Origin of the sequence: Desulfofundulus thermosubterraneus DSM 16057 (genome assembly GCF_900142025.1) — a bacterium.
GTDB classification, from domain to species: Bacteria; Bacillota; Desulfotomaculia; order Desulfotomaculales; family Desulfovirgulaceae; genus Desulfofundulus; species Desulfofundulus thermosubterraneus.
In genome coordinates, this window is record NZ_FQZM01000038.1 from 22393 (window position 1) to 37424 (window position 15032).

The 15032-nt window shown below is 55.6% G+C and carries 11 protein-coding genes and 1 tRNA gene; 11 read left to right on the top strand and 1 reads right to left on the bottom strand.

Annotated features, from left to right (window positions below; genetic code table 11):
• Positions 1-66: 66 nt before the first annotated feature.
• Positions 67-1842 (bottom strand): sigma-54-dependent Fis family transcriptional regulator, encoded by a 1776-nt coding sequence (locus BUA65_RS13530; protein WP_072870434.1) that lies wholly within the window; start codon positions 1840-1842, stop codon positions 67-69.
• 437 nt (positions 1843-2279) lie between these two features.
• Here BUA65_RS13530 and BUA65_RS13535 point away from each other — a divergent pair, with 437 nt between their 5' ends.
• The 11 genes from BUA65_RS13535 to BUA65_RS13585 all read left to right on the top strand — a co-directional run bounded on the left by BUA65_RS13535 (position 2280) and on the right by BUA65_RS13585 (position 14933).
• A complete protein-coding gene (locus BUA65_RS13535; RefSeq protein WP_072870436.1) occupies positions 2280-3575 on the top strand; it encodes a Glu/Leu/Phe/Val family dehydrogenase in 1296 nt (431 codons plus the stop codon).
• 703 nt (positions 3576-4278) lie between these two features.
• Complete coding sequence (locus tag BUA65_RS13540; protein ID WP_072870438.1) at positions 4279-5736, top strand: amino acid permease; 1458 nt, start codon at positions 4279-4281, stop codon at positions 5734-5736.
• A gap of 172 nt (positions 5737-5908) precedes the next feature.
• Entirely contained in the window at positions 5909-7255 is a 1347-nt protein-coding gene (locus tag BUA65_RS13545) for a putrescine aminotransferase (protein WP_072870440.1), read from the top strand.
• Between the two features lie 64 nt (positions 7256-7319).
• Complete coding sequence (locus tag BUA65_RS13550; protein ID WP_165613261.1) at positions 7320-7718, top strand: 4Fe-4S dicluster domain-containing protein; 399 nt, start codon at positions 7320-7322, stop codon at positions 7716-7718.
• Entirely contained in the window at positions 7719-9482 is a 1764-nt protein-coding gene (locus BUA65_RS13555; protein WP_072870444.1) for an aldehyde ferredoxin oxidoreductase family protein, read from the top strand.
• A 202-nt stretch (positions 9483-9684) separates the two neighbouring features.
• Positions 9685-9849, top strand: coding sequence for a MoaD/ThiS family protein (locus BUA65_RS13560; RefSeq protein ID WP_439328944.1), 165 nt, complete (start codon positions 9685-9687; stop codon positions 9847-9849).
• Between the two features lie 107 nt (positions 9850-9956).
• Positions 9957-10031, top strand: a tRNA-Asn gene (locus BUA65_RS13565).
• A gap of 257 nt (positions 10032-10288) precedes the next feature.
• A complete protein-coding gene (locus tag BUA65_RS13570) occupies positions 10289-10759 on the top strand; it encodes a CtsR family transcriptional regulator (RefSeq protein ID WP_072870447.1) in 471 nt (156 codons plus the stop codon).
• A gap of 58 nt (positions 10760-10817) precedes the next feature.
• Positions 10818-11339: a UvrB/UvrC motif-containing protein gene (locus BUA65_RS13575; protein WP_072870449.1), complete on the top strand. Its 522-nt coding sequence runs from the start codon at positions 10818-10820 to the stop codon at positions 11337-11339.
• A 4-nt stretch (positions 11340-11343) separates the two neighbouring features.
• Positions 11344-12417: a protein arginine kinase gene (locus BUA65_RS13580; protein WP_072870451.1), complete on the top strand. Its 1074-nt coding sequence runs from the start codon at positions 11344-11346 to the stop codon at positions 12415-12417.
• A gap of 29 nt (positions 12418-12446) precedes the next feature.
• Positions 12447-14933: an ATP-dependent Clp protease ATP-binding subunit gene (locus BUA65_RS13585; protein ID WP_072870452.1), complete on the top strand. Its 2487-nt coding sequence runs from the start codon at positions 12447-12449 to the stop codon at positions 14931-14933.
• The last annotated feature ends 99 nt before the right edge of the window (positions 14934-15032 follow it).

Consider the following 15032-nt stretch of genomic DNA (forward strand, 5'->3'; position numbering starts at 1 on the left):
GTCTTGCTTATTGAACATTCATTTATGATTATGAAGAAAGGGGGTTGGTTCGCCCCCTTCTATCTTCTACAGCCCGTACTGTTTCAGCTTGCGGTAAAGGGTGATGCGGCTGATGCCCAGCAATTTGGCCAGCTGGCCTTTGCTCATGGTGCCTTCCTCAATTTTTTTAACGTAGGCGGCCAGAATGTCCTTTTCTACGTTGACAAGCTGGGATTTCAAGGTGGAATCGGCGCCTTCATCGTTCAACCAGAAATCCCGGATCCTGGCTGGTACGCTGTCCAGGGTGATTACTTCACCTGCTTCCATGTTCACGGCGTATTCCACCGCATTTTCCAGTTCCCGCACATTCCCGGGCCAGTGGTAGTTGATAAAGGCTTGCTTTACGTCCTGGCTGAAACCCAGGATGTTTTTTTCCAGTAAGGTGCAGTATTTAGCTAAAAAATGCTCCATGAGTATTTCAATGTCTTCCCGGCGCTCCCGCAGCGGGGGTATTTCCAGGGGGATCACGTTCAGGCGGTAGTAGAGGTCTTCCCTGAATTCCCCCCGGGCGCACATCTCTTCAAGGTTCCGGTTGGTGGCGGCAATTACCCGCACATTGACGGATATCACTTTGTTGCCGCCCACCCGCTCCACCTGTCGTCGCTGCAAGACGTGGAGCAATTTCACCTGAAGGTGCAAGGGGAGGTCGCCGATTTCGTCTAAAAAAATCGTGCCCCCGTCTGCCAGTTCGAATTTCCCCGCCCGGCCCCCCTTACGGGCGCCGGTAAAAGCGCCCTCCTCGTAGCCAAAAAGTTCGCTTTCCAGGAGTGTTTCCGGAATGGCCCCGCAGTTGACGATGACAAAGGGTTTATCCCGCCGGGGACCGGCGTGGTGGATGGCCCGGGCAAACAATTCCTTGCCGGTGCCGCTTTCACCTCGGATAAGAACGGTGGATGTCCCTTGAGCCACTTTGGCGGCCCGTTTTTTTACCTCTGCCAGCTTTTTGCTGATTCCCTTGATGTGCTCAAATTCCAGCTTCCGGTGTTCCACCGTAAGCTGGTAGGCCAGGGTACGCATTTCGGCCATATTGCGGAAGGAAACCACCGCGCCGGCCGGACGGCTGTTTTGCATGATGGGGGTGGCGGTAACTAGCAGGTGCATTTGTTCCGGCGGCTGGCCGTAAAATCCCTCCTTGTCCCGGTAACCGTTACCTGTGAGAAGTACATCGCTCAAGGGCGAGCCGGGCCACAGATCCTCAATGTTGGAACCAAGGATTTCCTCCCTGGGTTTGCCTAACAGTTTTTCCGCGGCTTTATTGCAGTGGGTGATCATTTTATCCTGGTCCACGGCGATGATACCGTAGTGTACGGACTCCAGCACGGCGCTTAGCTTGTTGGAGGTGAGCTCCAGCTTGCTGTAGCTTTCCATTTCCGATACCCGGGAGGCCAGTAAAAAGGCCATGTGCTGGAGAAAAGTTTGCAACTGATCCCTCTTTTGCAAAAGCCTTTCCCGTTGTTGTACGTCAAAGGCTACCAGGGCGATAATGCCTATGATCCGGTTGTCCTTGCGAATGGGGCAGCAAATTTCCCCGGTTTCCCCCAGGTATACGGGGCTGTAATAGGGATCCTTTACCGGGTCTTCCACGACAAAGGTTTGCCCGGTCCTCAAAACCCGGGTATACAGGTAGGAATCGTCCGGGTAGTTAACCTCTTCATCCCGGGAACCGATGAGTTCCCGGTACTTGCCCGTGCCGGCTACGATGGTGAGATCGTCGGCCAGGATTTCCGTTTCTACCTCCAGTACTGCCGATATGGCCTCGGCAACCTGCTGGGCGGTATTGCCAATGGCCCCCAGTGAAAGCATACTCCTCACCCCAGGCGTGTCTAGATCCCAGATTGATATCTCAATTTGTTGCGAATAGCTGTGAAATGTGGCCGGCTCTAAATCCGGTGTCCGGCTAAATTCCGGATAAAATTTCCTTTGCATTGAGGAATTAATCCTTAAAAAGCGCCCCATTCATGAAGCTGCAGCTGTCCGAATATTTTTTGCATTTGTATTATTAGACAAACCTATTCCAAAACCTCCTGGCGTTACATTAACGATACAATATTTCTTTAATGTAACATGGGGGTGTCTGTTGCGCCGGTCGTTTTTTCATCATCATTAGTAAGGTGAAATGGCCTTTAAAGCGGCTTGTTTAGCTGATTATATACTTGGCATGATTATTGCTAGCAACAAATTATAAATTGTATACAGTATACGGTTGTTATTTCGTGTGCCAGAATAAGGAGGTCGAAAAAATGGCCGAGGTAAATCCCTTTGCCAGCGCGCAGCAGGAGATCAAGCGGGCGGTGAGTCGTTTGGGTCTGCACCCGGCGGTATATGAAATTTTAAAGCAGCCTTTAAAGGTGCTCACCGTGGTCATTCCGGTGGAAATGGACGATGGGACCATCCAAGTTTTTACCGGCTACCGGGTCCAGCATAACAGCGCCCTGGGGCCGGCAAAGGGTGGCATACGTTTTCATCCTGACGTTACCCTGGAAGAAGTGAAGGCGCTGGCCATGTGGATGACCTTCAAATGTGCGGTGGTGGGCCTGCCTTACGGTGGGGGTAAAGGCGGGGTGATATGCAATCCCAAAGAACTCTCGCCCGGCGAACTGGAGAGGTTGAGCCGGGGCTACGTGCGGGCTGTTGCCGAGATTTTAGGTCCTGAGAAAGATGTCCCGGCACCGGATGTGTATACCAATCCCCGGATCATGGCCTGGATGATGGATGAATTCAGCCGCTATAAAGGATTTAACGAGTTTGGTGTTATTACCGGCAAGCCGCTGATCGTGGGCGGATCGGCGGGCCGCAATGAAGCCACCGCCCGGGGGTGTGCCATTGTGGTGCGGGAGGCGGCCAAGATGCTGGGTATACCCCTGGCCGGGGCTACGGTGGCCGTACAGGGTTTCGGAAACGCCGGCAGCATTGTGGCCCGGCTGCTGCACGAAATGGGTTGCCGCATTGTCGCCGTTGTGGATTCAACCGGCGGGGCCTGTGATACCGCCGGCATGGACCCGGTAAAATTGCGTGACCATAAGACAAAAACCGGTTCTGTAAAGGGTTTCCCCGGCAGCAAACCAATTTCCTCCGCGGAACTGCTCACCCTGGACTGCGATATTCTCGTTCCGGCGGCGCTGGAAAACCAGATTACCGCCAGTGTGGCCGGGCAGGTCAGGGCAAAGATTGTGGCCGAGGCGGCCAACGGCCCCACTACACCGGAAGGCGACCGGATATTGAATCAAAAGGGAATTTTTGTTATACCTGATATCCTGGCGAGTGCGGGAGGGGTTACGGTCTCCTACTTTGAATGGGTGCAAAACAACATGGGATATTACTGGACTGAGGAAGAGGTAAACCGCCGTCTTGAGGAAATCATGGTGCGCGGTTTTCATGAAGTGGTGACCATGCGCAAGCTGGGCAGGGATGTGGATATGCGCCTGGCTGCCTACATGGTGGCGGTTAAGAGGGTGGCCGAGGCTATGGAAGTGCGCGGCTGGCTGGGCAGGGCGGCCCGCATGACTGCACCGCGGGCCGAGGCCCTGCCGGCTTGACATATTGTCCCATCCTCCATATAAAGCCGGGTGTATTATGCCCGGCAACTTTTTTGGGAAAGATTGACGCCCGGGCTATTTTACCGGTGGTATGCCAGGAAAAGGGACGGTGCGTGTGCCTGATGGGTGTCCTGCCATGGGGGTGGACCTGCGGGGCGAGCACGTTTTGGCCGGTGTTAAGGGTCTTATTTGCGGCAAAGTTGCTGTAAAGCCCCGGAGAGAATAATGCGGTGATGTTTCGCCGGTGTAACACGATGTTTCACTGATGAAACAAAGGCGGCCAGAATCAGCCAAAAATCATTTAATAAATACCAGGTATGGGGTTTATTACATTCTCGCTGAAAGGTGTATTAATTGCGGTACGAAAATTGCTACTCCACATAACCATAGTGGAACCTGCTGATTCAACCCATTGCAATGGAGCAAGGGCAATACCCTTGCTCTTTTTTTTAAGCGGCCTGCCATTTCCCGGCAGTCGACGCGATTAAGGTACTTGCTGTACGCGGATACTTTGTATCAATTCAAAATAATCAGAAGATATGGCATGGGGTTTGCTGTATAAAAATGCTGAATAAAAAATTAATCCCGCTTACGGAGGTGATACTAGCTTTTGGTGGGAAAAGGGCTTACGATGTAGCTGTTTGACTAAAAAGTTTGGTTTTTAACGGGAGTATTAAAGAGCAAATTTATAGGGGGGTTGGTAATGGAATCTGTAAAAGCTGCTTCCACCACGGAATGTTTGCCGGAAGAGCAGCAGGGTTTGCGGCGGGGGCTCAAACCCCGTCACCTGCAATTAATTGCGCTGGGGGGCATTATCGGCAGCTGTTATTTTTTGGGGAGCGGGTATGTGATCGATTCCGCCGGCCCGGGTGCCTGGCTGGCTTATGCCCTGGGCGGGGCCATTATTTTTATGGTCATGGCCTGCCTGGGGGAACTGGCGGTAGCCATCCCCGTTTCCGGTTCTTTTGTGTCCTACGCCCACGATTTGATTTCACCTACCTGGGCTTGCGGTGTGGGCTGGTCGTACTGGAGCACCTGGGTAACTTATGTCCCTTCGGAAATGATCGCTGCAGGGATCATTATGCATAACTTTTTCCCCGGTATAGAACCGGTCTATTGGGCCATTCTGTTTGGTTTGGTTCTTACTTTTATAAACCTGGCCTATGTGGGAACGTTCGGCGAACTGGAATTCTGGCTGGCCCTAATTAAGATCATCGCCATTATTGCTTTTTGCGTCTTTGCGGTGCTGATTTTCCTGGGTGTGATTGGTGAACAAGGCTTTTTAGGTGCCACTTATTTAACCGGCCAGGGAGGCATGTTTCCCAAAGGCATTCCGGCGGTGCTTCTAACCATGGTAATTATTCTGGTCAATTTCCAGGGGTCGGAGCTGATTGGCCTGGCGGCCGGAGAAAGCCAGCACCCGGAGAAAAGCATACCCGTGGCCATTCGCAACGTTACCTGGCGGATCATCGCTTTATATGTGATCCCCTTGTTTTTGTTGGTAACCATTTTCCCCTGGGAAAAGGCCGGACTTGAGGAAAGCGTGTTTGCCGCCGCCCTGAACGCCTATGGTCTCAACTGGGCCGGTTCCCTCTTCTCCGTGGTGGTGCTTACAGCCGCCCTTTCCTGCGCCAACAGCGGTATTTACGGTACAGCCCGCGCGCTGTACGGATTGTCCAGAGCCGGCCTGGCTCCAAAATGGCTGGGGAAGGTGAATAAGAAGGGCGCTCCTAAAAATGCCATTTTGATGACCATCATTCCCTGCTGGATCGGCATTATTGCCTACACCCTGGATACCAGTGAGACCCTTTATACATACCTTTTGGCGTTGTCCGGATTTACGGGTGTGATGGCCTGGGTTTCCATCTGCTGGTCCCAGCTGGCTTTCCGGCGCAAGCTGGAAAAGCAGGGCTATGATATCAGCCGGCTCAAATACAAAACTCCTTTATTCCCTTACCTGACCCACTTTGCCATCTGGTCCCAGCTGGCCTGCGTGGCGGTCATGGCCTTTAACCCGGACCTGCGCACTTCCCTCTATGTGGGTATTCCAATGCTCCTCCTGCCCATGGCCTGGTACCGGATTTGGGGAAGGAAAATGCAGTCCAAAATGGCTCCCGTTAATATGTTCACCGAGTTGTTTGGTCATACGGTTAAACAATAGATTTTGAAGCCAGGTTCCACCCGGTTTTCCCGGCGGGTTAAATATTCAAACCTTATGTTTCACTCTTGAAACATAGCCGGCCGCCACCGGCTGAAAAAGAACGAGTTACCGGTGGGTACATGATTTGCAAACTATTCGGTCAACAACACCATGCTGTCGGGGGGGTTTTATTGTGTCGCTGGATTATAGTCACATCATAGCCGAGTCGCAGCGTTACCTGGACATGATTGCCAAAGAAGAACTGACCATGGCCGAAAAGGATGCCCTGGTTAAGGAAACCGTAGAGGCCTTCCGGGATCATGTGAACCCGGGCTTTTTGGAGTACCGCAAGTCGGTTTCCACCGACTATACTTCCGTGGAATGGAAAGATGGCGGTGCTACTTTTACCGATGTTTACGGTAAAGAGTTTATCGACTGCCTGGGGGGGTACGGCATTTACAATGTAGGGCACCGGCACCCCAAAGTTCTGGCGGCCGTGATCAACCAGTTGAAGCGCCAGGCCCTCCACAGCCAGGAGCTGCTGGATCCTTTACGTGCCCTGCTGGCCAAGCTGGTGGCTGCCATTACTCCCGGGGACCTGCAGTACGTGTTCTTTGTCAACAGCGGCACCGAGTCCGTAGAGGCGGCCATTAAATTTGCCAGGATGTATACCGGCAGGCGCAGCTTTATTTCCACCACCCGGGCGTTCCACGGCAAGTCGCTGGGTTCCTTGAGCGCCACGGCCAAGGCCGTTTTCAGAAAGCCGTTCTTGCCCCTGATTCCGGGCTTCCATCATGTACCTTATGGGAACGCCGAAGCTGTGGCCATGATGCTAGAAAGCTGTGCTTTCGTGGGAGAAGACGTGGCGGCGGTAATTGTGGAGCCCATCCAGGGCGAGGGTGGTGTGATCGTACCGCCGGATGATTACCTGCCCAAATTGCGGAAACTGTGTGATCAGTACGGAGCCCTGTTGATACTGGACGAAGTACAGACGGGCATGGGGCGCACGGGTAAGATGTTTGCCTGCGAACACTGTGGCGTGGTGCCCGACATTCTATGCCTGGCCAAGGCCTTCGGTGGAGGGGTTATGCCCATCGGCGCCACGGTGGCCCGCAAACCCATCTGGGAAAAGCTAATCGAAAATCCATTCCTTCATACCACCACCTTTGGCGGTAACCCGGTGTGTTGTGCCGCCGCCATCGCCAATATCAACGTGCTGCTGGAAGAAAACCTGCCCCAGCGGGCGGCGGAGTCGGGTGCTTACATGCTGAGGAGGCTCCGGGAACTGGCGGCGAAATATCCCGCCGTGGTGCTGGAAGTAAGAGGAAAGGGACTTATGATCGGGATTGAATTTGTAAGCAACGAACTGGGATATGAAGTGGCCAAGGGGTTGTTTGCCCGGGGCGTGCTGGTGGCCGGAACCCTGATTAACGCCAAATCCATTCGCATTGAACCACCTCTCACCATATCCCGCGATCAGCAGGACCGGGTCATCGAACGGCTTGCCGCCACCCTGGAGGAAGTCAACAGGCTGGCCTGAAAAAGAGGTCGGACGAAAACATGGCGAAAAAACGGAAAATAGCATGGCAAAAGGGGGCTGTGAAGTGATACTGCACTACCAGCCGGAAAAATGTACCGGTTGTCACCTCTGCGAACTGGCCTGCTCCGGGTATAAAGAGGGGGTTTTTAACCCGGCCCTGGCCAGGTTGCAGGTGAGTTCCGGGTACAAGGGGGACAACCTGGTCAATGAAGCGCGGCTTTGTGAAAAGTGTTTCAAGTGTGCCGACGCCTGTTCCAACAGGGCCATAGTATATGACCGGGGCCCGCTCTCCCTGGTATTGGATGATTGCGTGCAATGCGGCGCGTGTATTGAAGTTTGCCCCACTGCAGTTTTACGGCCGGATGGGCGGGGCTTTCCTCTCCTGTGTGACTACTGCCAGGGCGAACCTTACTGCGTTAAGTGGTGCCCCCACGAAGCACTGTCCTTGAAGGAGGTGGAATAGATGGCCGGTTATCAGGGGCGGGTGTTGCGGGTTGACCTGACCAGTCATAAGGTCTTTGCGGAAGAATTAAACCGGGAGTGGGCGAGGGACTACCTGGGCGGCAAGGGTCTGGGTATCAAGTACATTTATGAAGAAGTCGGGCCTGGAATAAATGCCCTTTCACCCGGCAATAAAATCATCTTCATGACCGGACCGTTCACCGGAACCGTGGTGCCCTGCTCGGGCAAACTTTCCATTGTAACCAAATCACCGGCCACGGGCACCATACTGGATTGTTCCATAGGCGGTTCTGCGGCTGTAGGTATCAAACGGGCCGGGTACGACGCCATAATCATCGAGGGCAAGGCACCGGACCTTGTTTATATACTGGTTGATGATGACCGGGTGGAGATCAGGGACGCCCGGGACTACCGGGGGCTGGGGACCCATGAAACGGAAGGCAGACTTAAAAGCGAACATGGCGATGACTGCAGCGTGCTTTCCATTGGCCCGGCCGGTGAAAACCTGGTGCCCTTTGCCTGTATCACTTCCGACTTCTACCGGCAGGCCGGCCGGGGCGGCGTTGGAGCCGTGATGGGGAGCAAAAACTTGAAGGCGTTGGTGGTCAGGGGAACCGGAGAAGTACGCGCGGCGGATATACGCAGGCTTATGGATGTGGCCCTTGAGGCTTTTAAAAACGACCTGCTTACCGATACGAACCTCTGGGCCTATACCGCCGGCACGCCCATGATCGTGGAACTTTCCCACAGCACTGGTATCTTGCCCACAAATAACTTCCAGCAAGGTACCTTCGACCATTTTGAAAGAATAAAATCCGAAGCGGTGAACGGGGTAAGGGTGGCCAAAAAAGCATGTACCGCCTGCGGCCTGGGTTGCGGAAATTTTGTCCGGTCAGGTGAAGAGGTATTGGAAGGCCCCGAATACGAAACGCTGTCCGTAGCGGGGTCCAACTGCGGTATCGGTGACCTGGATGCCATCATCAGGTTTAACAGGCTCTGCGACGACCTGGGCCTGGACACCATATCGGCGGGCGGTGTGACCGCCTTCGCCATGGAATTGACGGAAAAGGGCATCCACGATTTCGGGTTACGCTTCGGTGACGTGGAGAAATACCTCCAGGTGCCCCGGTTGATTGCAAGCCGGGAGGGTATAGGTGCCGAACTGGCCGGGGGCGTCAAGTCTCTTTCGGATACTTACGGCGGCAGGGAGTTTGCAATGCAGGTCAAAGGCCTGGAGTTTCCCGGTTACGATCCCAGGGGGTCGTGGGGCATGGGTCTGGCGTATGCCACGGCGCCCAGGGGGGCCTGCCACATGAGCGCTTGGCCCGTGGCTGAAGAGGCGTACGGGGAGAGGGACCCCTTCACCATCGAGGGTAAAGCGCAGCTGGTGAGGGACCTGCAGCACTATAATGCGGCTAAGTTTTCCCTGATCCTGTGTGATTTCTGGGCCCTGTCTTTTGAGGTAATGGCCCGGATGCTGTCCCCGCTTTTGGGGCGGGAGGTGACGGCGGCGGAGCTGGAACTGGCCGGGGAGAGGATTTTCAATCTGGCTAGGCTGTACAATATCCGGGAAGGCTTTAACGGCAAGGATGACGTGCTGCCCGCGAGGATATTTACTCAACCGCTGACCACCGGTACCACCGCCGGCAAGACCCTTCCCGAGGAGGAGTTCAGGCGCATGCTTGCCGAATATTACACCTTGCGTGGTTGGGACGAAAACGGCAGGCCGAAGCCCGAAAAGCTGGCCCAGCTTGGCCTGGCGTAAGACTGGATGCCGCTCGCAACAGTGCCCGGCGCTAACTGGTAATAATCCTGTCTCTCAGAGCAGAATTCTTATATAATATTGGAATAGGGGATTATACCCGGGCAGGATTTCAGGAGGTGTTTGGACCATCGAGATAAGGGTCGAACTACGGGGCTACTTTTCCCGCTACGCACCCCCGGATGCCGTAAACGGGCGGTTTAGTTTGGAGATTCCGCCTGGCTCTACCGTAAAGAATGTGCTGGAAAAAGTTCATTTAACGGAAAAGTACGTGGGGCTAGTTTTGATTAACGGCCAGAAAGCTAGGATGCTGGACCGGTTGCATCAGGACGACACTGTTACCATCTTCCCGGTGGTGGCAGGAGGATAGGCCTGCCGCCCGGGCCAGAACTGCTAAACCCGGCCGGCGAGGCCGGCGAAAAAGGGCTTGACGGGCGAAGGGGGTTATAGTATAATAATCTCTGGTGTTGAGGTTATTCCCCGATAGCTCAACGGTAGAGCATCCGGCTGTTAACCGGAGGGTTGTAGGTTCGAATCCTACTCGGGGAGCCAGTTGTAAGCAAGACATACCTGGTGGATTACAGGTATGTCATTTTTATTTTCGTATCGTTTTATCCCATAAATAAAACCCCAAAAAGCATAAAAAAACGGAAAATAAAGCGTCCGGGGAATCTAAATATTGCAGGCTGGTCACGGATGGCAATATTTTTCAGTGAAAGGTTCTTCCGGCGCTTGTATATTTTTAGGCGATTTTGTTTATAATAAAGGTGAAAGTCAGTCAAGATCAAGGTCAGGGAGGGTGGTGGTGGTTGTCAAACATCTCAGACCTTATTGAACGCTATTTAAAGGAATTGCTGGCCGCCAGCGCCCGCGGGATGATCGAGATCCGGCGCAATGAACTGGCCGAACAGTTTAATTGTGTCCCCTCCCAGATCAATTATGTTCTTGCCACCCGTTTTACCTTGGAACACGGCTTTCTGGTGGAGAGCCGGCGGGGAGGCGGGGGATACGTACGCATAATGCAATTGCCCCGGGATAAAAGGCTGGATTCGATCAACCAGCTGTTAAACCTGGTGGGCGGGGAAATATCCCAGCAGCGGGCGCAGGCGATCATTGAGCGCCTGTGGGAGGAAAAGCTGATTACCGACCGCGAGTCCCGGATGATGCGGGCGGCCGTTGACCGGGAAGTGCTGCGCGTGGGTTTACCGGCCCGTGATCAATTGCGGGCATTGATCTTGCGCGCGATGATCCTGGGTTTGTTGGGCAAAAAGGGTGAGTAAAACAGATTTTCGGAGAATGCTTCTGCCAATGCCAGCCAGCCAACAGGAGGGATACAATATGGAATGCGAGCGTTGCCACCAGAGGCCGGCCACGGTCCACTTGACGGAAATCATCAACAATGAAAAGCGGACCATGCGCCTGTGCGAGCAGTGTGCCCGGGAGTTGCAGGCCCAGGCCATGGGCTTTTTCCCTCAGATAAACCTGCATAATTTCCTGGCCGGGCTTTTACACAACGAGTTTGGCTTTCCCACCACCGGTCCCACGGTAGCCCCGGCGGGGGCCCGCTGTGAAGCTTGCGGGCTGACGGAGGCCCAGTTCGCCCGCCAGGGATTGCTGGGATGCGGAGAATGCTACCGCTATTTTGGTCCCAGGCTCGAGCCCGTGTTCCGGCGTATTCACGGCAATACCTGCCATACGGGCAAGGTGCCGGAACGTACCGGCGGCAAAGTACGGGTCATTAACCGCATTGAGCGGTTGAAGGCGCAATTGCGGGAGGCCATCAGCCGGGAAGAGTTCGAGCGGGCAGCCGAATTGCGGGATACCATCCGGGAACTGGAAAAGGAGCTGCAGGAGGGATAAGGTGATGTCCATCAGAGAAACCGTAAACAATCCCCACAGTCACTGGATGGATGGAACGGGTCCCGAGTCGGATATCGTGATCAGCAGCAGGGTGCGGGTGGCCCGGAATCTGGCCCATTTGCCCTTCCCCCATCTTTTGTCCCGGGAAAAGGCCGAAGAGGTGATCCATGCCGTACAAACGGCAATAGAAAACAGGGTTTTCCGGGAAAAAGTGGGGAAAATGGAATTAACACGCATGAACGAATTGACCCCTGTAGAAAGGCAGATACTAGTAGAAAAACACCTGATCAGTCCTGACTTGCTGGAGGGTTTTGAGCGCAAGGCGGTGGTGCTGCGGGACGACGAGGTGTTCAGTGTAATGGTCAATGAAGAGGACCACCTGCGTCTCCAGTGCCTCTTACCCGGTCTGCAGCTGAACAGGGCCTGGGAACTGGTCAGCCGCCTTGACGACGGCCTGGAAGCCACCCTGGACTATGCCTTTGACGAGAAGCTGGGCTACCTGACGGCCTGCCCCACCAACGTGGGCACGGGACTGCGCGCTTCGGTGATGCTGCACCTGCCCGGGCTGGTAATGGTCAATCAGATCAAGGGGGTACTGGGTACCATTACCAAACTGGGGCTGACCGTGCGCGGACTTTACGGCGAGGGTACCGAGGCTAAAGGCAACCTGTTCCAGGTGTCCAACCAGGTTACCCTGGGGCAGGCGGAGGAAGATATAATTGCCAACCTCATTTCGGTGACCCGCCAGCTTCTGGGGCAGGAAAGGGCGGCCCGGGAGGCCCTCTACCGGGAGCGCCGGGAGCAGCTGGAGGACCGGGTGGGGCGGGCTTACGGCTTGTTGAAGCATGCCCGGGTGATGACCTCGGACGAAGCCATGAGCCTCTTTTCCGACCTGCGCCTGGGTATCGATATGGGTATTATCAAAAATATTCCGGCACCACTGATCATCGAATTGATGGTGCTCACCAGGCCGGCCTTCCTGGTGAAGGTCACCGGTAAGGATTTAAGCCCGGTGGAGCGGGATATATACCGCGCCCAGTTAATTCGCAAAAAGCTATCGGCAGCTCAACAGTCTTAAAAAAAATAAAACAGGAGGTGTGTCTTACGATGTTATTCGGTCGTTTTACGCAAAGGGCACAAAAAGTATTGTTTTTAGCGCAAGAAGAAGCCAGAAGGCTCAACTATCCTTATGTAGGCACGGAACACCTGTTGCTCGGGTTAATCCGGGAAGGGGAGGGTGTAGCCGCCAAAGCCCTGGCCAGCCTGGGCATTGACGCCGATAAGGTGCGGGCTACGGTCGAGCAGATGGTGGAAAAGGTATCCGGCCCCATGCCGCAGGAGATACCTTTAACCCCGCGGGCCAAGCGGGTGCTGGAACTGGCCGTGGATGAGGCCCGGCGCATGGGCCACAACTATGTGGGGACGGAGCACCTTCTCCTGGGGTTGATCCGGGAAGGCGAAGGTGTGGCTGCCCGGGCTCTGACATCCTTGGGGGCGGATCTTAACAAGGTGCGCAGTGTGATCATACAGATGCTCGGCGGTGCGGCAGGGGGCCCCGCTACGGGGCAACCGGGTGCGGCCAGACCACAGGCCTCCAACACCCCCACCCTGGATCAGTTCGGCCGGGATCTCACGGCCCTGGCCCGGGATGACAAGCTGGATCCCGTGGTGGGCCGGGAGAAGGAAATTGAGCGGGTCATCCAGATCTTGAGCCGGCGCACCAAGAACAATCCGGTGCTCATCGGTGAGCCAGGGGTGGGTAAAACCGCCATTGCCGAAGGGCTGGCCCAGCGGATCGTGCAGGGTAATGTACCTGAGGTGCTGCTCAACAAGCGGGTGGTTACCCTGGACCTGGCCTCCATGGTGGCCGGCACCAAGTACCGGGGCGAGTTTGAGGAGCGCATCAAGAAGGTTATTGACGAAATTATCAAGGCCGGCAACATCATCGTTTTCATTGATGAGCTGCACACTTTGATTGGTGCCGGGGCGGCGGAAGGTGCCATTGATGCGGCGAACATCCTGAAGCCGGCCCTGGCCCGGGGCGAGCTCCAGTGCATCGGGGCCACCACCCTGGACGAGTACCGCAAGCACATTGAGCGGGACCCCGCCCTGGAGCGGCGCTTCCAGCCCATTATGGTGGAAGAACCGACGGTGGAAGAAACCATAGCCATTTTAAAGGGGCTGCGGGATAAGTACGAAGCCCATCACCGGGTGCGCATAACCGACGAGGCCCTGGAAGCGGCGGCCAGGCTGTCGGACCGCTACATCACCGACCGGTTCCTGCCGGACAAGGCCATCGACCTGGTGGATGAGGCCAGTTCCCGCGTGCGCCTGCGGGCTTTTACCGCCCCGCCCAACCTCAAGGACCTGGAGAAGCGGATTGAGGAAATTCAAAAGGAAAAGGAAGCTGCCGTCAACAACCAGGAGTTTGAAAAAGCCGCCCAGCTGCGGGATCAGGAGCAGCAGTTGAAAAAAGAGCTGGAAGCCAGGCGGCAGGACTGGCAGGCGGCCAGGGGCAAGGAGGAACTGGTTGTTACGGAGGAAGACATCGCCCAGATTGTCAGCAGCTGGACCGGCATCCCGGTGAAAAAGCTGGCCGAAGAGGAAACCGAGCGCCTGCTGCGCCTGGAAGAAATCCTGCACCAGCGGGTGGTGGGCCAGGACGAGGCGGTGCGGGCCGTAGCCCGTTCGGTGCGTCGGGCGCGGGCCGGGCTTAAGGATCCCAAGCGGCCCATCGGCTCCTTCATCTTCCTCGGCCCCACCGGCGTGGGTAAAACCGAGCTGGCCCGGGCGCTGGCGGAAGCCCTCTTTGGCGACGAGGACGCCCTGGTGCGCCTGGACATGAGCGAATACATGGAGCGGTTTGCCGTCTCCCGTTTGGTGGGCGCGCCTCCGGGCTACGTGGGTTACGAAGAGGGGGGCCAGCTGACCGAAGCGGTGCGGCGCAAGCCCTACACCGTGGTACTGCTGGACGAGATTGAAAAGGCCCACCCGGATGTGTTCAACATCCTGCTGCAGGTCCTGGAAGACGGCCGTTTGACCGATGCCAAGGGCCGGACGGTGGACTTCCGCAATACGGTGATCATCATGACCTCCAACGTAGGGGTGCATACCCTGCGCAAGGAAGGAACCCTGGGCTTCCGTACCGAACAGGAAAAGGAAGCCAGCTACGAGCGCATGAAGGAGCGAGTGACCGAAGAGTTAAAACGCACCTTCCGGCCGGAGTTCTTAAACCGCATCGACGAAATCATCGTCTTCCACTCCCTGACCGCCGAGCACATTAAGGAAATTGTGGGCCTGATGCTCAAGGAAGTAGCTGAGCGGATGAAGGAACACGATGTGGAAGTGGAGTTTACCGAAGCGGCCAGAGAAATCCTGGCCAGGGAAGGTTTCGACGAAACCTACGGTGCCAGGCCCTTGCGCCGGGCCATCCAGCGCCTGGTGGAAGACCGCCTTTCGGAAGAGCTCCTGAAGGGCACCTTCCACAAGGGTGACCGGGTGGTGGTAGACGGCGAAGACGGTCAGATTGTGGTACGCAGAGCCGGCGACAACCAGGCGGCGGGTGAGGCACCGGCAAATGCTCAAAGTGAATAGTACCCGCCTGTATGCCGTACCCGCTGAAAAGGCGGGGGGTCGGTAAGGGTGGGTCTAAGAAAATATCAGGAGGTGCGGGCTTTCCGCACCTCCTTTTAC

Excerpts from the sequence above, each read along its gene's own strand:
- BUA65_RS13530 (WP_072870434.1), bottom strand. The coding sequence starts at position 1,842 with ATGCTTTCACTGGGGGCCATTGGCAATACCGCCCAGCAGGTTGCCGAG.
- BUA65_RS13535 (WP_072870436.1), top strand. The coding sequence starts at position 2,280 with ATGGCCGAGGTAAATCCCTTTGCCAGCGCGCAGCAGGAGATCAAGCGG.
- BUA65_RS13540 (WP_072870438.1), top strand. The coding sequence starts at position 4,279 with ATGGAATCTGTAAAAGCTGCTTCCACCACGGAATGTTTGCCGGAAGAG.
- BUA65_RS13555 (WP_072870444.1), top strand. The coding sequence starts at position 7,719 with ATGGCCGGTTATCAGGGGCGGGTGTTGCGGGTTGACCTGACCAGTCAT.
- BUA65_RS13575 (WP_072870449.1), top strand. The coding sequence starts at position 10,818 with ATGGAATGCGAGCGTTGCCACCAGAGGCCGGCCACGGTCCACTTGACG.
- BUA65_RS13580 (WP_072870451.1), top strand. The coding sequence starts at position 11,344 with ATGTCCATCAGAGAAACCGTAAACAATCCCCACAGTCACTGGATGGAT.
- BUA65_RS13585 (WP_072870452.1), top strand. The coding sequence starts at position 12,447 with ATGTTATTCGGTCGTTTTACGCAAAGGGCACAAAAAGTATTGTTTTTA.